At 50.7% G+C, this 23348-nt stretch carries 24 protein-coding genes; 15 read left to right on the top strand and 9 right to left on the bottom strand.

Translation table 11 applies throughout. The annotated features are described in order from the left end of the window. The first annotated feature begins 40 nt into the window (after positions 1-40). The 4 genes from odhB (at position 41) to H9Q13_RS15790 (ending at position 4575) form a co-directional block, all read left to right on the top strand. Positions 41-1627, top strand: a complete 1587-nt coding sequence (gene odhB, locus H9Q13_RS15805) for a 2-oxoglutarate dehydrogenase complex dihydrolipoyllysine-residue succinyltransferase (protein WP_191184774.1) — start codon at positions 41-43, stop codon at positions 1625-1627. A gap of 162 nt (positions 1628-1789) precedes the next feature. After that, positions 1790-3193 carry a dihydrolipoyl dehydrogenase gene (lpdA, locus tag H9Q13_RS15800; RefSeq protein WP_191184773.1) on the top strand — a complete coding sequence of 468 codons (1404 nt, stop codon included), beginning with the start codon at positions 1790-1792 and terminating at the stop codon, positions 3191-3193. Between the two features lie 134 nt (positions 3194-3327). Continuing rightward, on the top strand, positions 3328-3537 hold the full coding sequence (locus tag H9Q13_RS15795; protein WP_191184772.1) for a hypothetical protein: 210 nt from the start codon (positions 3328-3330) through the stop codon (positions 3535-3537). Between the two features lie 246 nt (positions 3538-3783). Then, positions 3784-4575: a pentapeptide repeat-containing protein gene (locus tag H9Q13_RS15790; protein WP_191184771.1), complete on the top strand. Its 792-nt coding sequence runs from the start codon at positions 3784-3786 to the stop codon at positions 4573-4575. A 38-nt stretch (positions 4576-4613) separates the two neighbouring features. On the opposite strand, the gene H9Q13_RS15785 is transcribed toward H9Q13_RS15790, so the two are convergent. Beyond that, positions 4614-5615, bottom strand: coding sequence for a S41 family peptidase (locus H9Q13_RS15785; protein ID WP_191184770.1), 1002 nt, complete (start codon positions 5613-5615; stop codon positions 4614-4616). 232 nt (positions 5616-5847) lie between these two features. On the opposite strand from H9Q13_RS15785, the gene H9Q13_RS15780 reads away from it, so the two are divergent. Both H9Q13_RS15780 and H9Q13_RS15775 read left to right on the top strand, forming a co-directional pair. Further along, a complete protein-coding gene (locus tag H9Q13_RS15780) occupies positions 5848-6942 on the top strand; it encodes a sensor histidine kinase (RefSeq protein WP_191184769.1) in 1095 nt (364 codons plus the stop codon). A gap of 19 nt (positions 6943-6961) precedes the next feature. Then, positions 6962-7714 (top strand): LytR/AlgR family response regulator transcription factor, encoded by a 753-nt coding sequence (locus H9Q13_RS15775; RefSeq protein ID WP_191184768.1) that lies wholly within the window; start codon positions 6962-6964, stop codon positions 7712-7714. A 12-nt stretch (positions 7715-7726) separates the two neighbouring features. On the opposite strand, the gene H9Q13_RS15770 is transcribed toward H9Q13_RS15775, so the two are convergent. Then, the gene (locus H9Q13_RS15770; protein ID WP_191184767.1) at positions 7727-8290 is read right to left on the bottom strand and encodes a hypothetical protein; all 564 of its coding nucleotides are present in this window, start codon (positions 8288-8290) and stop codon (positions 7727-7729) included. 328 nt (positions 8291-8618) lie between these two features. Between H9Q13_RS15770 and H9Q13_RS15765 the strand changes: the two genes are divergently transcribed. The 4 genes from H9Q13_RS15765 (at position 8619) to H9Q13_RS15750 (ending at position 13222) form a co-directional block, all read left to right on the top strand. Then, on the top strand, positions 8619-9338 hold the full coding sequence (locus H9Q13_RS15765) for an ABC transporter ATP-binding protein (protein WP_191184766.1): 720 nt from the start codon (positions 8619-8621) through the stop codon (positions 9336-9338). 45 nt (positions 9339-9383) lie between these two features. Beyond that, a complete protein-coding gene (locus H9Q13_RS15760) occupies positions 9384-10628 on the top strand; it encodes an ABC transporter permease (protein ID WP_191184765.1) in 1245 nt (414 codons plus the stop codon). A 203-nt stretch (positions 10629-10831) separates the two neighbouring features. Next, entirely contained in the window at positions 10832-12082 is a 1251-nt protein-coding gene (locus H9Q13_RS15755) for an ABC transporter permease (RefSeq protein WP_191184764.1), read from the top strand. A 42-nt stretch (positions 12083-12124) separates the two neighbouring features. Further along, the gene (locus tag H9Q13_RS15750) at positions 12125-13222 is read left to right on the top strand and encodes an efflux RND transporter periplasmic adaptor subunit (protein WP_191184763.1); all 1098 of its coding nucleotides are present in this window, start codon (positions 12125-12127) and stop codon (positions 13220-13222) included. A gap of 57 nt (positions 13223-13279) precedes the next feature. On the opposite strand, the gene H9Q13_RS15745 is transcribed toward H9Q13_RS15750, so the two are convergent. Beyond that, a complete protein-coding gene (locus tag H9Q13_RS15745) occupies positions 13280-13870 on the bottom strand; it encodes a membrane-associated protein (RefSeq protein WP_191184762.1) in 591 nt (196 codons plus the stop codon). A 159-nt stretch (positions 13871-14029) separates the two neighbouring features. Here H9Q13_RS15745 and H9Q13_RS15740 point away from each other — a divergent pair, with 159 nt between their 5' ends. Beyond that, complete coding sequence (locus tag H9Q13_RS15740; RefSeq protein ID WP_224744328.1) at positions 14030-14542, top strand: GNAT family N-acetyltransferase; 513 nt, start codon at positions 14030-14032, stop codon at positions 14540-14542. A 36-nt stretch (positions 14543-14578) separates the two neighbouring features. On the opposite strand, the gene H9Q13_RS15735 is transcribed toward H9Q13_RS15740, so the two are convergent. After that, entirely contained in the window at positions 14579-15139 is a 561-nt protein-coding gene (locus tag H9Q13_RS15735; RefSeq protein ID WP_191184761.1) for a DUF4864 domain-containing protein, read from the bottom strand. 138 nt (positions 15140-15277) lie between these two features. Between H9Q13_RS15735 and H9Q13_RS15730 the strand changes: the two genes are divergently transcribed. The 4 genes from H9Q13_RS15730 (at position 15278) to H9Q13_RS15715 (ending at position 18676) form a co-directional block, all read left to right on the top strand. Continuing rightward, positions 15278-16063, top strand: coding sequence for a phosphatase PAP2 family protein (locus H9Q13_RS15730; RefSeq protein ID WP_191184760.1), 786 nt, complete (start codon positions 15278-15280; stop codon positions 16061-16063). Between the two features lie 78 nt (positions 16064-16141). After that, complete coding sequence (locus tag H9Q13_RS15725) at positions 16142-17404, top strand: zinc dependent phospholipase C family protein (RefSeq protein WP_191184759.1); 1263 nt, start codon at positions 16142-16144, stop codon at positions 17402-17404. 246 nt (positions 17405-17650) lie between these two features. Beyond that, positions 17651-18079 (top strand): hypothetical protein, encoded by a 429-nt coding sequence (locus H9Q13_RS15720; RefSeq protein ID WP_191184758.1) that lies wholly within the window; start codon positions 17651-17653, stop codon positions 18077-18079. 138 nt (positions 18080-18217) lie between these two features. After that, on the top strand, positions 18218-18676 hold the full coding sequence (locus H9Q13_RS15715) for a hypothetical protein (RefSeq protein ID WP_224744327.1): 459 nt from the start codon (positions 18218-18220) through the stop codon (positions 18674-18676). Between the two features lie 27 nt (positions 18677-18703). Here H9Q13_RS15715 and H9Q13_RS15710 read toward each other — a convergent pair whose 3' ends face one another. The 5 genes from H9Q13_RS15710 to H9Q13_RS15690 all read right to left on the bottom strand — a co-directional run bounded on the left by H9Q13_RS15710 (position 18704) and on the right by H9Q13_RS15690 (position 23348). Then, complete coding sequence (locus H9Q13_RS15710) at positions 18704-20218, bottom strand: HTTM domain-containing protein (RefSeq protein ID WP_191184757.1); 1515 nt, start codon at positions 20216-20218, stop codon at positions 18704-18706. 91 nt (positions 20219-20309) lie between these two features. Then, entirely contained in the window at positions 20310-20744 is a 435-nt protein-coding gene (locus tag H9Q13_RS15705) for a hypothetical protein (RefSeq protein WP_191184756.1), read from the bottom strand. Between the two features lie 212 nt (positions 20745-20956). Further along, on the bottom strand, positions 20957-22303 hold the full coding sequence (locus H9Q13_RS15700) for a lysophospholipid acyltransferase family protein (RefSeq protein WP_191184755.1): 1347 nt from the start codon (positions 22301-22303) through the stop codon (positions 20957-20959). A 162-nt stretch (positions 22304-22465) separates the two neighbouring features. Beyond that, a complete protein-coding gene (locus tag H9Q13_RS15695; protein ID WP_191184754.1) occupies positions 22466-22864 on the bottom strand; it encodes a hypothetical protein in 399 nt (132 codons plus the stop codon). A gap of 262 nt (positions 22865-23126) precedes the next feature. Next, on the bottom strand, positions 23127-23348 hold the full coding sequence (locus H9Q13_RS15690; RefSeq protein ID WP_191184753.1) for a hypothetical protein: 222 nt from the start codon (positions 23346-23348) through the stop codon (positions 23127-23129).

Genomic DNA, 23348 nt, shown 5'->3' with positions numbered 1-23348 from the left:
GATTCGTAATCCTTAATTCGTAATTCATAATTGATAAAATATGAGCTTAGAAGTTAAAGTGCCTGCTGTAGGTGAGTCTATCACCGAGGTAACCATAGCCCAATGGCTAAAGAAAGACGGCGACCGTGTGGAGATGGATGAGGTGATTGCTGAGCTGGAATCTGACAAAGCCACCTTCGAACTGCCCGCTGAAGCCGCAGGCATTTTACGCATCGTTGCGCAGGAAGGCGATACCATTGAGGTAGGCGCTACGATCTGCCGCATCGAGCAAAACGGAGAAGCAGGCAGCGCACCAGCTGCCCCTGCCGCTAAACAAGAAACTGCCGCTCCGACTACATCTGAGGCGACACAACCTGCCGCGCAGGAGTCTGCGCCTGCACAAGGCACTGGCGAGACTGTAGAAATGCGCGTGCCAACCGTAGGTGAGTCTATCACAGAAGTAACAATTGCCAGCTGGTTGAAAAACGAAGGCGACCACGTAGAAATGGACGAGGTAATCGCAGAATTGGAGTCTGACAAGGCAACGTTTGAGCTGCCAGCCGAAGCTGCGGGTACTTTGCAGATCGTAGCCCAGCAGGGTGATACAGTAGAGATCGGTGGATTGCTTTGCCGCATCGTGGCAGGTGCTGGTGCAGGCGCTGCGCAGCCAGCTGCTCAGCCAAGTGTTCCGGCTGCTCAACAGCCATCACAGCCAGCTGCCGCCGCTCCATCTGGAGCACAGACTTATGCATCTGGTACACCGTCTCCGGCTGCCGGCAAAATCCTTTCTGAGAAAGGCATTAACCCAGCGGAGGTGCAGGGTACAGGGCGCGACGGTCGTATCACGAAAGAAGATGCGATGGGTGCGCAAGCAAGACCAGCGGCACAACCTGCTGCTTCAGCCCCGGCTGCGAAGCAAGAGGAAACTGCTCAGGCTACTACGGGTGACCGCAACCAGCGTCGCGAGAAAATGAGTTCACTGCGCAAAACAGTTGCCCGCCGACTGGTGCAGGTGAAAAACGAGACCGCCATGCTGACTACCTTCAACGAGGTAGACATGAAGCCAATCATGGACATCCGTACTAAGTACAAAGACAAGTTCAAGGAGAAGCACGAAGTAGGCTTAGGTTTTATGTCCTTCTTCACAAAGGCTTGTACCGTCGCCCTGCAGGAGTGGCCGGCTGTTAATGCACAGATCGATGGGAATGACATGATCTTCAATGATTTCTGCGACATCTCTATCGCGGTATCCTCTCCTAAAGGCCTGGTGGTGCCAGTTATCCGCAATGCAGAGCAACTGACACTGGACGGCATCGAGAAAGAAGTAATTCGTCTGGCTAAGAAGGCGCGTGACGGGAAGCTTTCAATCGACGAGATGACAGGAGGTACCTTCACAATCACCAACGGTGGTGTGTTTGGCTCCATGATGTCGACGCCGATCATCAACGCACCGCAGTCGGCTATTCTGGGTATGCACAACATCGTGCAGCGTCCGGGTGCCGTGAATGGACAGGTAGAGATTCGCCCGATGATGTACCTGGCACTTTCATACGATCACCGCATCATTGACGGGCGTGAGTCGGTTAGCTTCCTGGTTCGGGTAAAAGAGCTTTTGGAAGATCCGATGAGACTACTTCTTGGAGTATAATTTATTGAGCGAAGGAAGGAGGGGTAAGCGAAGCAGTTTGCTCCTCCTTCTTTTTGTGGTTCTAGGTATAGCAAAAGGCATGATCGTCTTTGTCCACGGCAAGTAATTAGAAGAATTAACTACATATAACGAGAGTATACCTCTCTCAAAGTATAGAAAGAAATGAAATACGATGTTACTGTAATCGGTTCGGGCCCTGGCGGGTATGTAGCGGCTATACGCTGCGCGCAACTGGGACTGAAAACCGCTATCATAGAAAAGTATAATGTGCTGGGCGGTACCTGCCTGAACGTAGGTTGTATACCTTCCAAAGCACTTCTTGACTCATCTGAGCATTATCACAATGCGGCGCATACCTTTAAGGAGCACGGTATTGAGCTGAATGATCTGCAGGTGAATCTGGAGCAGATGATCAAGCGCAAGGCAGGCGTGGTGAAGTCGAACAACGACGGCATCTCCTTCCTGATGAAAAAGAATAAGATCGACACCTACTACGGACTGGGTTCGTTCGTGAACAAGAACACAATCAAGATCGCAGGTATAGACGGTCAGGAGCAGCAGATCGAGACAGATAAAACGATCATTGCGACTGGTTCTAAGCCGACTTCATTGCCGTTCCTGCCAATCGATAAGAAACGCATCATCACTTCCACAGAAGCGCTGGAGCTAACTGAAGTGCCAAAGAAAATGATTGTGATCGGTGGCGGTGTAATCGGTCTGGAACTGGGTTCTGTTTATGCTCGTCTGGGAACGAAGGTACAGGTGGTGGAATACATGGACTCGATCATCCCGACCATGGACCGTGCGCTGGGCAAAGAGTTGCAGCGTATACTTAAGAAAACACTGGGCTTTGAGTTCTTCTTCAACCACAAAGTAACAGGCGCAACCAATGAGGGTGATGTTGTGAAAGTGACTGCCCAGAACCCGAAGGGTGAGGAAGTGACCTTTGATGGTGACTACGTGCTGGTTTCCGTTGGTCGCAAGCCATACACCGAAGGACTGGGTCTGGAGAACGCTGGCGTGCAAATGGGCGAGCGTGGTATGATTGCCGTGAACGATCATCTGGAAACCAACGTGCCGGGCATCTATGCGATTGGTGACGTGGTGCGTGGCGCTATGCTGGCACACAAAGCAGAGGAAGAAGGCGTGTTCGTGGCAGAGACCATCGTTGGCCAGAAGCCGCACATTAACTATAACCTGATACCGGGTGTGGTGTATACCTGGCCAGAAGTGGCGGGTGTGGGTTATACCGAAGAGCAGTTAAAAGAGCAGGGCCGTGCTTACAAGGCCGGTTCTTTCCCGTTCAAAGCATCAGGGCGTGCCAAGGCATCGATGGATACCGACGGTTTCGTGAAGGTGCTGGCCGACAAGGAGACAGACGAGATTCTGGGCATGCACATGATCGGGCCACGTATAGCAGACCTGATTGCAGAGGCGGTGGTGGCAATGGAGTTCCGTGCTTCGGCAGAGGATATCTCCCGCATGAGCCATGCGCACCCAACCTACGCGGAGGCCGTGAAAGAAGCTTGCCTGGCAGCGACGGAAAACCGCGCCCTACATATTTAACCAAATCTGAATAAGATTGATTGGCAGCACCATCCCTGAGGGGTGGTGCTGTTTTTTATTGCTATATAGTGATAAAACTTGTTTTGTGGCTTTTACGTTAAGGTTTAATATGAAAAATTAAATATACACTTGCCATGAGACAGTCCAAATACCTCCCCGAAAAAACACTCAGATTGCTGTTTGGGTTAGGCGTTTTCCTACCTTTTTTAGTGGCAAGCTTCACTAGTCAAAGCATTGGTGCTGATTTTCTTGAGATAGGGATGATTTTCTGCATGGTCTTCGTTTTCAGTTTTCTCACGTACTGGATCGTAGCCAAAGCGGTAATGCAGTTGCTCGAGGATTAATAGAGCCTTGTTTCCTTTCCAACGTAAAGTGCATCGGCATACAACCTGGTGTTTTGCTCTAACCCAAATCCCACCCAAACATTACGCTCCTTCATGGCGTGAGCCGAAATTATTCCTGCATTCAAATTGGTCATGCAATGGCATGATGGGGGAAATTAATTTGGCCCGCAGGCAACCTTTGCGGGGCCGGTCTCATCTTTATGGCATGAATCGTCAATGTTAACTCCACTACATATCATACATGCCATGAAAAAATTACCTCTACTCCTGATTTTATTGATGCTGCCGCTCTTCACATGGGCTCAAACGCGTGTCAACGCCTCCGAAATCATTGCCAAGATCAACCGCGGCGAGGCTGTTTCTTATAAAGACGTCGAGATTGTGGGGAACCTAGACATGACACAGCTCCAGAACATGAAGCTGGAGAAAGAACCGGACAACAGGTATAACACCCGGGAGTATATCAGTACCGTGACTGCTCCTCTAACTTTCGTGAACTGTACTTTCAAGGGCGATGTGCTGGCATATTTCAACCCGGAGGGCAAGCAAGGCAACTGGCAACGCGATAACAGCAAGAACGAGGTATACAACACTAATTTCGAAAAAGCGGTGCGCTTTGAGAACTGTGTGTTTGAAGGCAGCAATGCATTTAAATATTCTGAATTCAAGGGAGACGTGTCGTTTGCAGGAAGCCGCTTCCAGCAAGAGGCGCTGTTCAAGTATAGCAAGTTCTCCAGATCCGCGGATTTCAGAAACGCGAAGTTTGGGGAAGAAGCCAATTTCAAATACGTTGCTTTTCCACAGGTGGCCAGCTTTGAAAATGCTTCCTTCAAAAGAGAGGCTAACTTTAAGTATGCGAAATTCAGCAAAGACGCCGACTTCAGGCAAGCAAACTTCGGGGGCTTGGCTAACTTCAAATACACGAAAGTGGCGAATGAGATGAATCTGCAAAAAGCCGTGTTCGATGGAGATGAAGACTTCAAGTACACACAAGTCAACAACCGAAAAGTATCGAGAGCTGACCTGGTGAATAACTAGTCGCTAATAAGAAAGGCCATCCCTAGGGGTGGCCTTTCTTATTTCCTGGCGTTTTTGAGATGTTTGATTGCTGCCTCCAGGTATAGTGCGTTATTTTCTTTTTCTTTGTCAGTCAGGCTAAGCTCAACATCAGGGGTGATGCTCTTACCGTATACCTTGCCGTTCCGGTCAGTGGCTTTTGTAGTGGTCAGGTTCAGCCAGGCGCCGTCAGACAAAACAAAGGGCCGATTGCTGGTGGTAAGGCCCAGGGTGCTGGTGCCGATTAGTTTGGTACGTTGTCTGCCGACAAAGGTGATAGCTGCAAACTCTCCCGAAGAGCTAGTGGATTTGCTCACCAGTACTGCAACAGGCAAGTTGCGTTTCTTTACTTTATAGGGTTTAGCAATCGTATGTTCCAGGCTATCTGTCAACCCTGTGATAGTGCCGTTTTTATAAGTTTCGTGTCTAAGGTTACCATCCGCATCGGTATAACCTATCCAATTGCCATCGCCTAAAATCGGGAGTAAGCCTGCCATAGTAGGCTCAAAGTTACCACCCTGGTTTCTGCGCAAATCTATAATCCATCCTTTCGGCTTTTGGGCATCCAGGCTTTTAATGATGCTTTGCAGGGAGTCTGTGAAGGCAAGTTGTTCTTCATTGAGAAAGGCGGCGAAGCCCGGGATAACGATCATGGCGTACTTCCCCTCCACCATGCGTCCCGATGGCATAGGCAATTTCTGAGAAGTGGCCTCCTCGTAACTGTATTTCGATAATATCTCAATCACTTCGGCGCCATACAAGCCACTGTGCCCGTCACCCAACCGATGCAGCGCTTTTTCTATAACCGGATAGGTGGCTCTTATTGTCGTAGCGGCCTTCGCATCTTCCAGTGTTTTGGCATAAAGCGTTTCCCAGTCTGTCGTGTGCTTTTTCAGGGAGTTCTTTTTCATGATGTCCAGCGCCTGCACCACATAAGTTTGGATGGAGTCGGGCAATACTTTTGCAAAAGAAAGTTGAGCTGAAGCAAGGAAGGTAAGAAGTAGGAGGAGCGGCTTTTTCATGGAGCTAAAGTTTCTTTTTATATCAGTTTGCTTGTTTCATTTAACTGATACAAACATACTGGCTCCTGAGTGAAGGCAACGGCAGTAATACAGCAACTGCCTATTTCAATTTACGAACGGATTATTGGCTACACGAACAGCTTGCTACACGAGGTAGAACGGTTGGTAAAGTAAATTGGGCAGTTGCTGTATTTTAACCACGATGTTCTGTTCAATTCATTTATTTTTAGGGATGAATAAGAAGAAGATCATCCTGTTTCATTGCCTGTTTTGGTTTTTCGATTTCTTCAAAGACACGGTTTACGGTTTCCAGTACTACTACTTTTATGATGCCCAGTATACTCTGGCGTCGCTTTACAAAACCACAGCCGTTGACTTTGTGCGCACGCTATTGACGGCAGCACTGTTTTATCTGAATGCCCTGGTCCTTGTACCCCGCTTTTTTGGCAAAGGCAGGTATGGACTTTATGCGCTAAGTTTATTGGCCTTGCTGGTGGCTTTTACACCGGTTCACTATCTGCTGGAGGTTATCCTGTTGAAGTACTTTAATTGGGCTACTTATGGACGGGAAATCACCATGGTTTGGATCTTCCAGAGTGTGCTGAGAGGCAGTCTGATGTACATCTTGTTAGGTATAGCCTATGGGTATGTAGTGGATTACTTTAAAACACAGGAAGAGAAAAAGGAACTGGAGAAAGCAAAAATGGCAACAGAGCTGGCCTTTCTGAAATCACAGATCAATCCGCATTTCCTTTTTAATACCATCAATGACATTTACTCACTCACCTACCAGAAATCTGATCTGGCTCCGGAGGCATTGCTTAAGTTGTCGGCACTGCTGCGCTACATGCTACGCGAAAGCGAGGCAGACAAAGTGCTGCTCTCGAAGGAGGTAGCATACCTGGAGGATGTGATAGACCTGCAGCGCATCGGTTTGAAAGGCCATGCTTTTATTGAGTTTGAGAAAGAGGGAGCTACTGACCAAAAGCTGATTTCGCCGCTGGTGCTGATCGCTTTTGTGGAGAATGCCTTCAAACACGGTGTGTGCGATGATCCAAACCATCCGATCCACATCAATCTAGCTGTGGAAGGTAATACTTTATTGTTTAAGGTGCTTAACTGGAAGAACAATGACCAGAAAGACAGAACAGGAGGTATAGGGCTGGTGAATGTACGGCGCCGGCTGGAGCTATTATATCCTGATTGCTATACCCTGGAGATTACAGACGAGCCGCATACCTTCAAAGTAGAACTGGCACTGCAATTAAATGCCATGAAATCAAGTCAACCAAACGAGCACCAAGCTATACCTGCCGGAGCCTACTAAGCCTGAGATGAATAACCAAATGAAAACAATACGCTGCCTTTTAGTAGATGACAAGCCACTGGCGCTGGACATCCTGACTGATTATATTCGGAAGATAGACTTTTTAGAGCTTGTGGCCAGCACCACCAGCGCTTTGGAGGCACTGAAACTAATAGAACGGGAACAAATAGACCTGATCTTTTTGGACATCCAGATGCCCGAGCTGACAGGTATACAGGTCATGAAAATCATCGGTGACAAGTGTCGGGTTATCCTGACAACGGCTTACACCGAGTATGCGCTGGAGGGTTATGAACACAACGTGGTGGACTACCTGCTCAAGCCGATTGCTTTTGATAGGTTTTACAAAGCAGCACAGAAGGCACGACAACAACTGGAGGTCAGTCCCCCATCTGTCGCTGCTATGCCCCCGGCTCAGGCAGAAGAAAGAACCCCAGAGACAAGTAACCGGAGTTTTATTTTTGTGAAGACGGAATACAAGATCGTGAAGGTGAGGCTGGATGATATTCTGTATGTGGAGGGGTTGCAAAACTACGTGTCCATCTACACCCGCCACGAGCGTATCTTATCACTCCGGAACATCAAAAAGATGCAGGAGCAGTTGCCTGCGCAGCAGTTTGTACGGGTGCACAAGTCTTATATCATCTCACTTGATAAAATCGACTCAATTGAGAGGAACCGGATCTTTATCGGCGATGCCGTTATACCTGTTGGCGACACCTTTAAGGATAACTTCATGGAGTTGATCGAAAATGCCAACAGGAAGGAATAGCAGGATAAGCGGTTACTGCTGCAGTAGGTTGAACATCTTTCCCAAGCCTTCTTCAGGTAAATAAGTAGGTATAGGCGCCAGCTCCAGCCATTGTACGCGAGCGTGGTTGATCAGTGATAGGTCTGACGCTGCAGCACTTACACGTTTCAATGCTAACAATGTAGCCACAGCTGTTTTCAGTGTATTAGCCTTCACTCTGATCGTGTGCTGGCTATACCTTGCTGGGTGCAAATGCACATGCCTTCCTTTCACTACGCCCCATCGTAGCACCCACTTGCTTCCGTCAGACAGAGTAAGCAACCCGTAGTTTGCCTCGCTATTGGATAGGTATAGCTGATAAGCTTCAGGTTCGAGGATATGCTGCGACTCTAGATATAGGATTGTCTCTTGGGCAATCTGTTGAGTTGATAGCTTACCCAGGTATAGATCGAGCTGTGAACTGCCTATTGTTTGGAGTTGCGCGATAAGTGTCACTTCTTCTGCGGTTGCTTGCTCCTTTATAAACTCCCGGATATACCCCAGGTGATGCTTGAGCGGGTGAAAGAGAATCGGCGCAGGTACATCCGTGTATCGCATAGCTTTTTTACGCAGAGGAGAGGGCCGTTGGCAAAATTTTCACCAAACCGCAGGCAACCGACCCTCAGTCTTTTTCATCTTTATGATGAGCACGGCAAAATGATGAGCACGGCAAAATAACCGTGTACGGCGTTTCGATTCAACTCAAATTAGCGCGAGGGTAACGGAAGCTTGCCTGCCAAATAGCAACTTGATTGATAGATAAACTATACCTGTCAATCGAGATAATGCCGCTGTAGGTATAAAGTTCAGAAAATTTAGCACTATATAGTGCAATTTGCAAAGCGAATACTTGTAATTTATTTGCCACCACTACTGTCTGCCGCCTATGATCCAGCTGGAAAATATACACAAATACTATGCGGTGGGGCACAACAAACTGCATGTGCTCAAGGGAATCGATATGCTCATAGAGGAGGGCGAACTGGTTTCGATCATGGGGTCCTCGGGCTCCGGCAAATCCACTTTGCTCAATATCCTCGGCATCCTCGACGATTACGACAACGGCAGCTATACCTTGGCAGGCACGCCCATCCGTAACCTGTCTGCTGCGAAGGCGGCTTACTACCGCAATAAATTTCTGGGCTTTGTGTTCCAGTCCTTTAATCTGCTTTCTTTCAAAAATGCTATGGAAAACGTGGCCTTGCCACTTTACTACCAGAATGTGGGCCGCAAGCAGCGCAACAAACTGGCCTTGGAGTACCTCGACAGGGTGGGCCTGAAAGACTGGGCGGAGCACTCCCCCAGCGAAATGTCAGGCGGGCAGAAACAGCGGGTCGCCATTGCCAGGGCGTTGATCTCACAGCCCAAACTGATCCTGGCCGACGAACCGACGGGGGCACTCGACACCCAGACCTCTTACGATGTGATGGACATCTTCAAGGATGTGAATAACAAAGGCATGACCGTCGTGATAGTAACCCACGAAAACGACATAGCCGCCCAGACGCACCGCGTGATCAGGCTCAAAGACGGCCTGATTGTGCATAACGACCACAGTACAGACGATGCGATACTGGCAGCAGAGGCAGTAGCCGCTAAAAGTTAAGTCTGACCGAAAACAATCAACAGTTAACAATCAGCAACTAAATACATGTTCGACCTAGACAAATGGCAAGAGATATTGGGAACAATGCAGAAGAACAAGCTGCGGACATTCCTGACGGCTTTTGGCGTGTTTTGGGGGATTTTTATGCTGGTGTTGCTGCTCGGTGCCGGCAAAGGACTGGAGAATGGTGTGTACAACCGCTTCGGGGCTGGGGCGAAAAACAGTATTTATGTGTGGAGCGGCAAGACCGCACTCGCCCATAAAGGCATGTCGCCCGGGCGGGAAATCAAATTTACGAACCAGGATCTTGGGGCAATGGAACGCGACATCAGCGATGTCCGGCTATTGGCGCCCCGCAACCGGGTGATGGGCGAGTATACCATCAACTATAAAACCAAAAACGGCTCGTACCAGGTGTTTGGAGCTGAACCTGGTTTCCTCGCAATCAATGGCGAAATTCCTTTCCGGGGGCGTTTGCTGAACGAGTACGACGAGCGTCAAAAGCGCAAGGTCGTGGTGATCGGCGACCAGGTGAGCAAGGTACTGTTCGGGGAGGCGGACCCGGTGGGCGAGTACGTCAATATCCGGGGTATTCACTTCAAGGTGGTCGGTACCTTTAAGATGCGCGGCAATAACAGCAGCCGTCGTGAGGAGCGGGCCTACATACCTTTCTCGACACTGCAGGCAGCTTTCAACCAGAGTAACCAGGTACAGATGATGGCCCTGGTGGCTGAGCCTGGCGTGAGCGCCAAAGAAATGGAGGCCCGCATGCGAAACCTGCTGGCAGCACGGCACAAATTCTCCGGTGAAGATAAAATGGCCATCGGGGTAGAAAACACGGAGGCAGAGTTTCTAAAAGTGATGGGCCTGTTCAATGGGATCAGGATATTTGTCTGGATCGTAGGTATAGGCACCCTGATCGCAGGTATAGTGGGCGTGAGTAACATCATGCTCATCATTGTGAAAGAACGCACCCGCGAGATCGGTGTGCGCAAGGCTCTGGGTGCCACGCCGCTCTCCATCGTGAGCCTGATCCTGCAGGAGTCAGTGGTTATTACGGCTTTTTCGGGTTACATGGGCTTACTGGCCGGAACCGGCGTACTGGCTGGGCTGGAGTACTTGATGGAGTCGTCGGGAACGGAAGCACCTTTCTTCGCCAACCCCGAGGTGGACCCTGGCGTGGCTTTGGCAGCTACCCTAGTGCTGGTGATATCGGGCGCTCTGGCAGGTTTGATGCCGGCCCTGAAAGCCGCCAGGATCAAACCGATTGAGGCGCTGAGGGCGGATTAATTTAATTTTGAATGAGTGATTGAGTGAATGAATTAATGTGTGAATATTATGCTCGTGTTGCGTCATTCAGGATATTTTAAAAGCAAAAGAAAAGGTATAGCTAACAGTATAGACCAAAAGAAACAACATACCTATTCGCACAATCAAAATTTAAAATTTTAGACACTCACTCAATCGCTCATTCACTCAATCAAAACTAGACTATGATCGACATCGATAAATGGACCGAGATCTACAACACTGTTAAAAAGCACAAGCTCCGCACGGCGCTCACGGCTTTTGGTGTGTTCTGGGGCATTTTCATGTTAGTGCTGCTGTTGGGAGCCGGGCGTGGACTCGAGAAAGGGATAACGGCGGAGTTTAACGTCGCCAAGAATGCGGTGTTTGTCTGGACGCAGCGCACCAGTGTGCCCTACATGGGACTAAAAGCAGGCAGGTTCATCCAGATGACGAACGACGACATCGCAGCCATTCGTGCCTTCGTGCCGGAGGTGGCTGTTATTGCGCCGAGCAATCAGTTGCGGGGTAGTTTCTCGGTGGTGTACGGTGCCAAAAGCTCCGCCTTCACCGTGAACGGAGAAACGCCGGAGGTGCTGCTAGTGAAGCCAACTAACGTGGTCAATGGCCGGTTCATCAATCAAAAGGACATAAATGAGCGCCGCAAAGTGGCAGTGGTTGGCCCCCGTACGCTGGCGCTTTTGTTTGGCGAAGATGAAGACCCGATCGGCAAGTATATCCGCATCAAAGGCATTTATTTTCAGGTGGTGGGTACGTTCAAGCCAATCGGGAAGGACGAAGATGTGATCCAGGACGCACAGACCATCTATATCCCGAACACCACGCTGCAACAGGCCTTTAACCAGCCCAACCAGGTTGGTTTCTTTGCCATGACGCCAAAGCCAGGTATACCGGCCGCCGTGGTGGAGGAGAAAGTAAAGACGCTGCTGATGAAACGGCACAAGGTGGCCCCGACCGATCTGAAGGCATTCGGCTCGGCCAACGTGGAGAAAGAGTTTCAGGATGTGCAAGGCTTGTTTGCAGGTATAGCCGGTTTTAGCTGGCTGGTAAGTATTGGTACCATCATCGCCGGCATCATCGGGGTGGGCAACATCATGCTGATCGTGGTAAAGGAACGCACCAAGGAGATCGGGATACGCAAGGCCCTGGGTGCCACGCCGTTCTCTATCGTGAGCCTGATCATACAGGAATCGGTTGTGATAACGGGGCTGGCCGGGTATATCGGTTTGCTGGCAGGAACGGGGCTGATCGCAGCGATCGAAGGCTTTATGGTGAAAAACGATGTGCAGGCGGGTTTCTTCGGACCACCGGAAGTGAACATGGGCGTTGCCGTTGCCGCCACGGTGCTGCTGGTGGTGGCAGGTGCCTTGGCCGGTCTTATACCTGCCACCAAAGCTGCCCGCGTGAACCCGGTAGTGGCTCTGCAGGAAGAGTAATTTTAGCTGAGTATCAACAAAAACACAATAGATTATACCACTATGAAAAAGGTTTTTATCGGACTGTTTGTTCTCGTTTTCCTGGCGCTGTCCGTCTGGCTGGGCAGGTACTTTTACAAAAAAGCGAACACCGACCCCATTGTGTATAAAACTGAGGAGCCTTTCACGGCAGACATTGTAAAGAAGACGGTGGCCACGGGCTCTATTGTGCCGCGCAAGGAGGTGGAGGTGAAGTCGCAGGTGTCAGGTATAGTGGAGGAGCTGTATGTGGAGGCTGGGCAAATTGTGAAACAGGGACAGTTGCTGGCCAAGATCAAGATCGTGCCGAACATCGTGAACGTGAACAACGCGCAAAATACGCTGGAGACGGCCCGTATCAATTTTAATGAAGCCAAGCGCGAACTGGCCCGCTACCAGGAACTCTACGACCAGAAGGCGATTGCGGAGCAGGAGTTCCGCAGGTATAAGGCCGACTACGACCTGAAGCGCGAGGCGCTGCAATCGGCAGAGAGCAACCTGCAGCTGGTGCGCGAAGGTGCCTCCCGTCGCAGCGGACAGGCCTCCAACTTGGTGTACTCTACCATCGGTGGCATGCTGCTGGACGTGCCGGTGAAAGTGGGTACCTCCATCATCGAGCGCAACAACTTCAACGAGGGCACCACAATTGCCTCGGTTGCTGACATGCGCAGCCTGGTATTCGAAGGAAAGATAGACGAGTCGGAGGTAGGCAAGCTGAAAGAAAACATGGACCTGCTGCTAACTATCGGCGCAATTGAAGGCCGTGTGTTCAATGCCAAACTGGAGTACATCGCCCCGAAAGGCGTGCTGGAGGAAGGCTCCATCAAGTTCCCGATCCGGGCAAAGGTGTTGCTCGACGAGAAAGACTTTATCCGGGCAGGGTATAGCGCCAATGCCGACATCGTGCTGGACAAGCGGGAGAACGTACTGGCCATAAAGGAAAGCATGCTCAAGTTTGAGAAGGAGAAGCCCTACGTGGAGGTAGAAACCGCTCCGCAGACCTTTGAAAAGCGCGAGGTGGAAACCGGTCTGTCCGACGGAATCAACATTGAGGTCGTGTCAGGGTTGAAAAACTCCGAAAAAGTGAAAGTGCCCGACGCGAATTCCCCGCAGAATAGCTAGTGTCTGTACCAGACGAGCAGAAGACAGGTATAGCCCGCTCTTTTACAGGCCTATACCTCAATTGAAAATCCACTGCAGCAGAAAATGGGAGGGCATGAGAATGCAAAGCGGGAAAAACAGCATGCTCAGCGTAAAGTAGAGTCCTTGAGGGATAGCCTTTTGCGGTTCGTTGCCGGGACCGAACACCCAGTTTACATTCTCCTTCGGATCAGTGAGGATATAGGAGAGCAGCAGCACGATCCAGGTCAGGGCAGTCTGGTACCAGAGCGCACGGGTGTCGTAGCCCCACTCCATCAGCAGCCAGATGACGATGGCCGGCAGAAACACATGAAACAGCGACAGCCCCCGTAGAAACAGGCTCTTGTCCGGATGGAACATATAGTCGCTCAGGCCCAGCATCGGTTTGCCGGTGAGCAGCTGCCCGAAGTATTCTACGTTCCAGACGAGCTCCAACCCTAACACACCCACCGCCACCATGCTCAGCAGTAAATGGTTTTCCGTCCAGAGCACGAGGGCCACAGAAAAAAGGGCCACATCCGAAAACCAGAGAAAATTGCCCGGGCCGTAGTGCTTCCAATACACAGGCACCAACACCAGCAGAAACAAGGTATAGGCAATGGGCAACCAAAGCGGAATGGTGTCAGGCATGGCAAAATGGGGTTTCGGATCAATGTGTTATACCTGAAATGCAGGCGAAAAGATAGAACAGAAGTAGAGCAGGACGACTGCATACAAACGATGTATGATATCTGTAAAGCCGCAGCCAGTTTCTTAGGAGTGTGACGGATGTTTGAAAAGCGTTGTGCCTTGTCGTACATTTGCAGCAAATCAGAATACTTTATGCAATTGGCCGACACCGCAACAACTGTACAGATACTGGATTTTGAGCCGCAGCATGCCGGCATGTTCCGTGCCCTGAATGAAGAGTGGATTACCCGCTACTTTGTGATGGAGGAGGCGGACTACAAATCCCTGAGCAACCCTGTAAGTTACATTATTGATAAAGGAGGCTTCATTATAATGGCTAGCTACCAGGGCGAGATAGTGGGCACCTGCGCCCTGATCAATGAAGGTAGTGGCGTATACGAACTGGCTAAAATGGCTGTGACACCCAAAGCACAGGGACTGAAAATAGGCAAGTTGCTGGGTGAGGCCGCTATTCGCAAAGCCCGCGAGGCTGGTGCCCATATGGTATACCTGGTGTCAAACCGGAAACTGGAGACGGCAATAAACCTTTACCACCGATTGGGATTTGTGGAAGTGCCCATGCCGCCCAGCATCTACGAGCGCGCCAATATTAAAATGGAGTTGCCTTTGTAAGGTATAGCAAGGTATAAACTGCAGGTATAGTGGCCGTTAAATCAGGCTTGTCTGGCGATCGGTGTCTTGGCGGGCCACACCCACGGTCATCCAACAGCCTTTGTACATGCCCTTGCGCTGTTTGGCCAGTATAAACAGATAGGGTACTTTCTCCCCGTTCACTCCCTTTACCAGCACCAACTGATAGGCTGTATTATCTGTGATGACCATCTGCCCGGTCTTGTACGAAACGAAGTTAAGCATTGGGCTGTATGCCGGGTCGCGTACCTTCATCCGGAAATTGTTGAGAGGACCAAGGCTGACCCGGCTCGAAGGCGAAGAGAAATTGAAAACGGTGATAATGCCGCTGTCGGTCATGTCGTTGCGTTGCAGGGCATGTAGTTGTATCTTGATTACTTCACGGGGCGAGAGTGCTTTGGAGGGCTTCAGGAAGCGGGCTTTGGAGTGTAACACAACCTCAGATTCTTCTGACGTGTAGCGGATGTGGTCCTGCGCATTCATCTCAGGCATTGCCGGAAATTGCACCCATAGCAACACCAACAATACAACCCCCACAGCGAGTAGGAGTTTGTCGTACATATATTCAAACCCTCTCATAAGAATATGTACTTTATATTGTGCTAAGAAGTTGTTAATAAATCGTTTTGCCAGGCGAGAGGGCCAATAATCAGGGAGAATAGCAGACAGCCTTCCTCAATTAAAGAAAACTGCGTATAAAGGTTGGATTATTCCATTATGAAGAATTTCCTGACCTACATTTTCCAGCGCTTTCGGGTTTGGCTGTCCAGGCAGCCCTTGGTACAGCGCCTGCAGCGTCGTTTCCCAAAGGCTTTTCGCTTTCTGTTAAACCGTTTCGATACTTCCTCTTTCATTGGCCTGCCTCTTACCATTCTGTTTCTGGTTATTGGTATCAATGCGGCCTTGCTGTCGCAACTGACGGAGGACGTTATTGAGTCGGAAGGGGTGGTGAGCCTGGACGAGCAGTTCACCGCTTTCCTGTACAGTATTCGGAGCGGTTGGTTGAGCCAGCTGTTCTATGCGCTTACCCAACTGGGAACCCGCGAGGCGGTATTTGCCATGGGCGGGCTGGCCACGATCGTTTTCTTTTACAGGCGACGCTACATCGCCGTGCTGGCTTTTTGGCTCACCATGGCAGGTATAGGGCTTTCAGTGCAGTATGGCAAGCAGTTCATCAGCCGCGACCGTCCCATGGAAGTGGCCTTTTACCCGGAGCACAATTTTTCTTTCCCGAGCGGGCATGCCACCACCTCCATGGCGCTTTACGGCATGCTGGCTTATTTTATGTACAGGCACTTGGGCAGCAAACGCCAGCGGCAGACGGTGCTGCTGGCTTCCGGTGTCCTGATTGTAATGGTTGGCTTCAGCAGAATATACCTGGGCGTGCATTTTTTGTCAGATGTGCTGGCGGGGTTCCTACTGGGAGCTATGTGGGTGCTGATGGGGATCAGCCTGATGGAGGTAATGACCTACCTGCAGCACCGCAGGCTTGGCAAGGCCTGACGAGGCATCCTGAATATAGCAAGACGGCTATCTATTGTGGGCTCTTTTGCGTATAACCCCTGACGCATACCCCATTTTATGAACAACACTACCCTTATGAAGCGCACGGGCTTCTTGCTCGCCCTGATCTTACTGTTCTCAACGCCTGCTGCCAAAGCCTACGGCGTGCTCACGCATCAGGCCATTATCGACGCCGCCTGGAAAGATTCTATTGAGCCTTTGCTGCGCAGGCGCTTCCCGAATGCCACCGACGAAGACCTCCTCAAAGCACACGCGCATGCCTACGGCGGCTCCATTGTGCAGGACATGGGCTACTTCCCTTTTGGCAACACTTTCTTCACCGACCTGACGCACTATGTGCGCAGCGGCGACTTTGTGGCCAATATGATCAAGTCGGCTACCACAGTAGAAGAGTACGGGTTTGCTTTGGGAGCCATGTCGCACTACAACGCCGATATACACGGTCACCCGCTGGGTACCAACAAGGCAGTGGCGCTGGTATACCCCAAGGTGAAGGCGGAACATGGTCGGGAGGTAACGTACGCGGAGGATCCGGTGTCCCATGTCAAGACGGAGTTCGGCTTTGACGTGCTGCAGGTGGCCCGTGGTAACTACGCCTCCGACGACTACCAGGCATTCATCGGGTTCAAAGTATCGAAAGAGTTGCTCGAGAAAGCCTTCCTGGAAACCTACGGACTCAAGTTGAATGATGTGTTTCTGAACGTGCCCCTGGCCATCGGGACGTACCGCTACACCATACGGGGACTTATGCCAGACCTGACCAAAGCTGCCTGGCAGGCAAAGAACGGCGATATACAGAAAGCCAGCCCCGGTGCAACCCGCCGGAAGTTTCACTACCACATGAGCCGGGCTGAGTTTAACAAGACGTGGGGCAACGACTACGAGCGGCCCAACATCTTCGCCCGCTTCGTTGCCTGGATCATTAAAGTGCTGCCCAAAATCGGACCTTTACAAACCCTTGCCTTTAAACCACCGACTCCCGAAGCCGAGAAGCTATTTTACCACAGCTTCAACACCACGGTCGAGAACTACACCAAGTTGATACAGCAACTCAGGCAGCAACAGGATAAGCTACAGCTGACTAACATGCAACTCGATACCGGCAAGCCTACCATACCTGCAGATTATAAACTGACCGACGAGACGTATGCGAAGTTAGTGCTCAAACTAACCAAGTCTGATTTTGAGCACATGAGTCCGGCCCTGCGGCAGAATATTCTGGAGTTCTACCAATCAAACAAGGCCTTGAAAGAAGTGGAGGAAGGCGACCGGGCAGAGGTTAGTGAGGCGTTGACAAAACTCAGGGCGCTCCAACTCTAGAGGTTTTAAAAATATATCCTCAGCGGCTGGTGCTATACCTTGCAAAAAAAGGCCTGTTCTCTTTAGAGCTTTTCTGTAGCTAATATAACTATAGCGGGTCAGGCTTGTGCGCAAACGGAAATATTGGGCTATCTGTAACCATATTGGTCCAAAACCGATAAATATAAGTCTGATGCCCCGGCAAAGCAGTCAAGTGTAGTTGAGAGCCAGGGCAGCTACAAGTATATAATTAAAAATAACTTACCTATGGAAAACAAAGCGAATCAGAATCCGCAATCAAATCAAAACCCAACAGCTCAGAGTAGCTCAAATTCAAATAACTCCAGCATCGGTTCAGCCAGCCAGTCTTCGGTATCAGGCTCCGGCAGCAACCAGTCCTCCATGAAAAGCACTTCCGGCGGTAGCCAGTCGGCTTCTTCAGGCAAGGCTGGGCTAAAAGACACGTTCAGCAAAGAAAACCTGAACAACCTGACCAGCAAACTGCAGGAGTTTGGCAGCACAACCATGGACAAAGTGAATAGCCTGAGCACTACCCAGAAGGTAGTAGGCGGCTCTTTACTGGCACTTGGTGCAGGTTGGGTAGCCATGAACTCCAGAAATAAGAAAGGCAGCACTGGCTCTAAAAATGCCAATGCACAGAACAAGCTGAACAAAAACCTGAATAAGAACAGATAGTCTTTTCAGGTATAACGAAACAGATCAGAGAGCCGGGTAAATAACCCGGCTTTTTGTGTCGTATAGGTATAAGCAATGCCGTTTCGCCGAGGTATGAGCGGCTCCGTATACCTAGTACAGTAACCGAACCTTAACCCTATGAAGAAAGAAAATACTATGGAAGTAAGTAAAGCATTGGTTGGCGGGCTGGCAGGGGCTGTCACCTTGACCATCGCACACGAAACCCTGCGTCGATTTTTGCCTGAGGCGCCCCGTATGGATGTGCTGGGGATGCGGGCTATCTCCAAGACGATGAAGAAAGCCGGTGCCGAACCGCCGGAAGACGGGGCACTTCGTGCCTGGGCCTTGGTAGCCGATGTGGTATCCAACTCCATTTACTACAGTATGGCCGGCGTTGGAAAAGGAGCCTGGCTGCGCGGAAGCCTGTTAGGGGCCGGGGCGGGCGCGGGCGCTGTGCTGCTACCCGGGCCGATGGGTCTGGGCTCCGACCCCAGTAACCGAACCAACAGCACCCGTGCCATGACAGTAGGGCTATACCTGCTGGGCGGTCTGGTGGCCGCCGCTGTAGGCAGTGCGCTGAGCTCCGACAAAAAATAAATCGAAGGGCGCTGTGTCTGTGGCCAGCTACTCCGGTAGGTTGGCGCAGGTACAGAGTACTTCTCGTAGTGGTTCCGCTTCATTGTAGTCAGGCAGGGTAACTTCTTTCATGTAGACTATCTGCAGCTCTTTTACAGGGTTCTGCGGATGGTCTTCGTTCCAACGGCGTACGAGGTAGTTGCAGTAGTAGGGTCTTAGGAAGGAGTAATGTACAAACAGGCAATTCTCAGAATATTTTCGCCAACGGTCGTTCTTGAACATCGAGACCACTGAGGCCGGTTTAGCGTAATCTGCTTTTTTACCCTCCCGGTTTAGGTCAATCAAAGGGCCGGATGTAGTATGTCCCTCCATGACGTACCAGCCGTCGTCTTTAAACACAGCCGGCGCAAACATGCCCCATCGCTGGTCCACCCGCAGCAAACTCCCCAGCCAGGTGGTGGACGCCGGCATAGCCGGAACGGCGGATGTGGCACCCGATAAATTCCACCAGATGCAGTAGAGCAAGATAAAGCCCACAAACCCTTCCCGCGCATACCTTTCTTGAGAACTGGAAAGCAGCGGTTTCCGCAGGCTAAAATTCACCTGCAGCTGCGCCGGACTCCTGAAGCCTTTGAAAATTCGCTGAAACTGGCCTGAGAGTGGCCGTCTGAACGAAGAAAGCAGCTGTTTCTCTGCCCAATCCATGGCTTTGGGAGGCAGCAAACCCGAGATGGAAGCAATGTTGACCAAGTAGAATAAGCCCACGAAGAGTGTCAGGCTTATGCCGATATGGAAAAAGAACAGCACACCCACCACAATGAGCCGGAATAGGTGGTTATAAAAAGGGATCAGCAACAGGAAGGGCAGCAGCAGCTCAGTATACCAGGTAAAGTGTGTCAAGAACTTCAGCAAGTCAGGATATGGGTAAATCAGTCTGCCGACCGGCATGAGTATCTGGTCAAGGCTTAAGGCGTAGTACAGGGCCGTACCTTCGGTGGTCCACTCGGGAGCGTTTTTGAGCAGGGCAGTGCAGAAGTACACCAGGAAAATCTGGAGGATATAGGCGGTCGTGGCTGCACTGAAATAGGTGGTTTGTTGCAGGGCGGGTGGTTCGGATCTGACGGCATCGTAACTGTAAAATCTTCCCCAGGGTAAGAACATACCCCAGAAAAGCAGCATACGCAGCAGGTCGTCGCCACCCTGCGAAATAAAAGTGTTACGGTTTTGCAAAGACAGCAGCAGCAACCAGCTTGCAATAGTGGCCGTGCGGGTTTTGTAGCCTAGCAAGAGGCATCCGGCAAAAACAGCCGCTATTAAAAACAGCACGGCCTGCACCTGCCAGAGCCCGCTCAGGGTATGGAAAGAGAAATGGTAGGGGTTCCAGCCGAATTGGTGTAATACATGCAAAGGCAGCACACCCATGTTCGAGTAGTGCGCCTCCAGGTCTGTGGCCCGTATGGCTAGATCGATCAGGATAATGCCCCCCACCCAGATCCGCATGATGGACAGGGCACGGAGGTCAACTGTAAAAACACGTCGCAGGTATCGTTGCAGTTGATTCATCGTGGATCAGGTATAGAGGTATGTGAAAAGCAAAAAGGCAAAGACCGGGAGGTACTTGCCTTTTTGTTGATCAATGTGATTGAAGTTCCTGCTATCTTGGGGTTGTACCCATCGTTGTCGTTCCAGAAGTAGTACCGGTTGTCGTGCCCATAGTGGTTGTACCAGAAGTAGTTCCGGAAGTAGTTCCAGTGGTCGTACCGGTCGTGGTAGTTCCTGTCGTGGTTCCTGTTGTCGTACCGGTGGTTGTGCCAGTAGTGGTGCCTGTCGTTGTGCCGGTGGTTGTACCAGTAGTGGTTCCCGTTGTTGTGCCAGTGGTCGTGCCAGTCGTGGTACCGGTAGTTGTACCGGTCGTGGTTCCAGTGGTTGTACCCGTCGTGGTAGTACCGGTGGTTGTGCCGTACTCAGACTCAGTGTCAGTTTCCATGGCGTCTGTTTCCGTGCCGGTAGTGGTGGTGTCGGCGCATCCAGCCAAAACGGTGGCAGCCACAAAGGAAAATGCGAGCAGGTTTAAGAATGTTTTTTTCATAGCTTTCAAATTGTAAGACTGTATAAAATGATTCCAGTATCCTGTTTACGGGGCTTTGGCAATTTGGGTAGTATTTCCGGGGGGCATACAGGCACTTTCAAGCTGCGCCATGATGCAAAGGCTGGCCGTCCCTGATTACGCACCAGGCATTTGGCCGATTTCTGAGCAGGAATGGGCAATGGCATACCTGCCTTTATACCCTAAATTGTCGGCTAACCAAACTGCTGCAGGTACTCTACTCTTGCCTGATCCAACTCCTCCAGTATCTCCTGGCGCTTTTTCTTCAAGCGCTCTGCCATGGGGTTCTTCGTCAGAAACAAGCGGAGCAACAGCCACTGGCTGCGCACATGTTGCAAGGCATTCCAGTACCGGAGCGTGAAAAATCCTGAAAGGGGCAGACTAATCAGGTATAGCAGCAGGTATACCTTGCCCGGCACAAACTGCCAGAGCACAGCTGCCTGAACCGCATAAAGTACCGGAAAGGAGAAAATACCAACTGATAGCATGATGGGAGCCCGGAACTCAGCCGCCTCCGTAAGGGCATCCGCCACTTTAGACGGAATAATATAAGCCAGGTAATTATTTAGAAGCCCATACAGGTATAGCGGGATGGTGGTAGCCAGCAAAAGTGTCTTGGCTATGCTTTGCTGGAGTAGCACGTGCTTCTCTTCCACTGTTGGCAGGTGCTGTAAGTCAAGGGACTGTAGTTGCCGGTTGTAGTGGGCGATTTTCTTGCGCAGATTCTCAACACGCTGCGGCTGGGTTTTGATAAAGTGTGCCAGGCTTTTCACAATGGCCCTTGTCAGCAGGAAATCACGTATGTGCCTGGGAGCTTCTATGGGGGTCTGCGCAGCAAGCCGCTCTTTGTATAACTGTTCGATTTGGCGCACCAGCTCGTCTTCGTCATTGGAGGGCGTCACGACAATGAGTTTTTCCAGTTGAAGCCTTAATTGTGCTGTCAATGCCGTTACAGTGGCCACGCCGTCCTGGCGGTACTGCTCCAGGTAAGGTGCCACTGCAATAGGTTTGCCCACGTTCACGAACACCTCGCCTCGGAAGCGGGTCGGGTCTGAGTAATTAAGGCCCACTGGCAGTATGAGCAGATCCGCCGCGTCAGCCGAATTTTCCACTGCGCCAAAAGCCATGCGGGCCGTTCCTGTCTTGAGTTTGCGCAGGCGCCTCTCGTTAAAGCTGTTCCCCTCTGGGAAGATCAACAGTGTTTTATGCGCAGCCAGCGCCTGGTAACTGGTCCGGAAGGTTTGCGCATTGTCGAAAGCGCCGTCCGGCATGTCCTCGCGTCGGTGTATCGGGATGAGGTTCATGCGGTGCAGCAGCCACTTTTTGAGCGGCGAGTCAAACACTGTGCTTTTGGCTATAAAGTATACCTGTTGTCCCAACAGCGACGCGATCACAATGGGGTCCATAAAGGTGTTGGGGTGGTTGGCCACTACCAGCAGTGGGCCGCGCTTAGGCATCAGATGGCGGTTGCGCACCTCAAATCTCCGAAAGAACACCCAAAGGCCAATGCGGAGAATCAGCTTGAGGACAAGGTATAGCATGTGTTATCAGGCGTTAGAAAGAAGCTTGCAGGCATTACATCGCAAGCATAACCCGATACAATATAGGGAATATATTCAGCACTGCGCAGCGGCGGCAGGTATACCTATGCCGGAAGCATTCAAAAGCAAACAGTTATAGCCGGAAAACTGTTTGTCCAAGGTTTATTCCTTTGATGTGAGCCAGTCGTAGGCAGAGGTCAGGTCATCGAACTCCTTCATTTCGAAAGGGAGCGGATGTGCGTTTGTCGCAAAGATCTGCTGTATCTGGCGCTCAGCGGTCGCATCGAACGGGTTGAGGGCAGCGGTTCGCTTTAAGGGGAGTTGGCGGAAAGCCTGCGCATATACATCCCGCGTCCAGGCAAGGTCTTCGGGCTGAAGCGGTGACAGCAGTCTGCTGTCGGTGATGGCATAGGGTGCGCCCAACTGCTTTGCAAGCCGCACAACCTGTATGAGCGCCTGCCGGTACTGCAGGCTACTGCATTTGCCATACCACTGGCTCAGCAGCACATTGCTGGCGGCATGGTATTCAACGAGCAGGTAGTCTGTTTGAAAGTATACCATAATCCATGATGTTAAACCGGTGAATTTCAGGATAATGATAACCAAAAATTATGGGAAGGCAAAACTGATCGGATATAAATAATCCAATTTAAATATTATGTTGTTTATATATTTTTGCAGCTATATTCTCGTTTTATGTAAAAACTGGCAGAGTAAAAGGCTTAAATCAGTTTTTCGGGCAACAAATGCCTGTTTATAAACGGAAAAGCCGCAGTTTCAGGCATTTGCCTAAGTGCTGCGGCTTCTTTTTAACTGTTGATTATTATTTTGTGCGGAGGTTGTTGGCGTTGCTGCCATCCAGTTTCCGGGTATCGGCCTCCTCTTTGGCAGCTACGTTGCCACCTTCCTCCTTGCCTTCCGGTTCGGGATCCAGTATATCGTGCTCTTCTTTTTTTAATCCCTCCAGTGGCTCCGGGCTTTCTTCGGGTAGGCGTTCGCTTTCTTCTGAGTTCGTAATGTAATCGTCTTCGCGTGGTGTTTCCAT

The organism is Pontibacter aquaedesilientis, from assembly GCF_014773225.1.
In the GTDB taxonomy this organism is placed as follows: Bacteria; Bacteroidota; Bacteroidia; order Cytophagales; family Hymenobacteraceae; genus Pontibacter; species Pontibacter aquaedesilientis.
This window is presented reverse-complemented; position numbering and strand designations above follow the sequence as displayed.

Excerpts from the sequence above, each read along its gene's own strand:
- odhB (WP_191184774.1), top strand. The coding sequence starts at position 41 with ATGAGCTTAGAAGTTAAAGTGCCTGCTGTAGGTGAGTCTATCACCGAG.
- lpdA (WP_191184773.1), top strand. The coding sequence starts at position 1,790 with ATGAAATACGATGTTACTGTAATCGGTTCGGGCCCTGGCGGGTATGTA.
- H9Q13_RS15795 (WP_191184772.1), top strand. The coding sequence starts at position 3,328 with ATGAGACAGTCCAAATACCTCCCCGAAAAAACACTCAGATTGCTGTTT.
- H9Q13_RS15790 (WP_191184771.1), top strand. The coding sequence starts at position 3,784 with ATGAAAAAATTACCTCTACTCCTGATTTTATTGATGCTGCCGCTCTTC.
- H9Q13_RS15785 (WP_191184770.1), bottom strand. The coding sequence starts at position 5,615 with ATGAAAAAGCCGCTCCTCCTACTTCTTACCTTCCTTGCTTCAGCTCAA.
- H9Q13_RS15780 (WP_191184769.1), top strand. The coding sequence starts at position 5,848 with ATGAATAAGAAGAAGATCATCCTGTTTCATTGCCTGTTTTGGTTTTTC.
- H9Q13_RS15775 (WP_191184768.1), top strand. The coding sequence starts at position 6,962 with ATGAAAACAATACGCTGCCTTTTAGTAGATGACAAGCCACTGGCGCTG.
- H9Q13_RS15770 (WP_191184767.1), bottom strand. The coding sequence starts at position 8,290 with ATGCGATACACGGATGTACCTGCGCCGATTCTCTTTCACCCGCTCAAG.
- H9Q13_RS15765 (WP_191184766.1), top strand. The coding sequence starts at position 8,619 with ATGATCCAGCTGGAAAATATACACAAATACTATGCGGTGGGGCACAAC.
- H9Q13_RS15760 (WP_191184765.1), top strand. The coding sequence starts at position 9,384 with ATGTTCGACCTAGACAAATGGCAAGAGATATTGGGAACAATGCAGAAG.
- H9Q13_RS15755 (WP_191184764.1), top strand. The coding sequence starts at position 10,832 with ATGATCGACATCGATAAATGGACCGAGATCTACAACACTGTTAAAAAG.
- H9Q13_RS15750 (WP_191184763.1), top strand. The coding sequence starts at position 12,125 with ATGAAAAAGGTTTTTATCGGACTGTTTGTTCTCGTTTTCCTGGCGCTG.
- H9Q13_RS15745 (WP_191184762.1), bottom strand. The coding sequence starts at position 13,870 with ATGCCTGACACCATTCCGCTTTGGTTGCCCATTGCCTATACCTTGTTT.
- H9Q13_RS15735 (WP_191184761.1), bottom strand. The coding sequence starts at position 15,139 with ATGAGAGGGTTTGAATATATGTACGACAAACTCCTACTCGCTGTGGGG.
- H9Q13_RS15730 (WP_191184760.1), top strand. The coding sequence starts at position 15,278 with ATGAAGAATTTCCTGACCTACATTTTCCAGCGCTTTCGGGTTTGGCTG.
- H9Q13_RS15725 (WP_191184759.1), top strand. The coding sequence starts at position 16,142 with ATGAACAACACTACCCTTATGAAGCGCACGGGCTTCTTGCTCGCCCTG.
- H9Q13_RS15720 (WP_191184758.1), top strand. The coding sequence starts at position 17,651 with ATGGAAAACAAAGCGAATCAGAATCCGCAATCAAATCAAAACCCAACA.
- H9Q13_RS15715 (WP_224744327.1), top strand. The coding sequence starts at position 18,218 with ATGAAGAAAGAAAATACTATGGAAGTAAGTAAAGCATTGGTTGGCGGG.
- H9Q13_RS15710 (WP_191184757.1), bottom strand. The coding sequence starts at position 20,218 with ATGAATCAACTGCAACGATACCTGCGACGTGTTTTTACAGTTGACCTC.
- H9Q13_RS15705 (WP_191184756.1), bottom strand. The coding sequence starts at position 20,744 with ATGAAAAAAACATTCTTAAACCTGCTCGCATTTTCCTTTGTGGCTGCC.
- H9Q13_RS15700 (WP_191184755.1), bottom strand. The coding sequence starts at position 22,303 with ATGCTATACCTTGTCCTCAAGCTGATTCTCCGCATTGGCCTTTGGGTG.
- H9Q13_RS15695 (WP_191184754.1), bottom strand. The coding sequence starts at position 22,864 with ATGGTATACTTTCAAACAGACTACCTGCTCGTTGAATACCATGCCGCC.
- H9Q13_RS15690 (WP_191184753.1), bottom strand. The coding sequence starts at position 23,348 with ATGGAAACACCACGCGAAGACGATTACATTACGAACTCAGAAGAAAGC.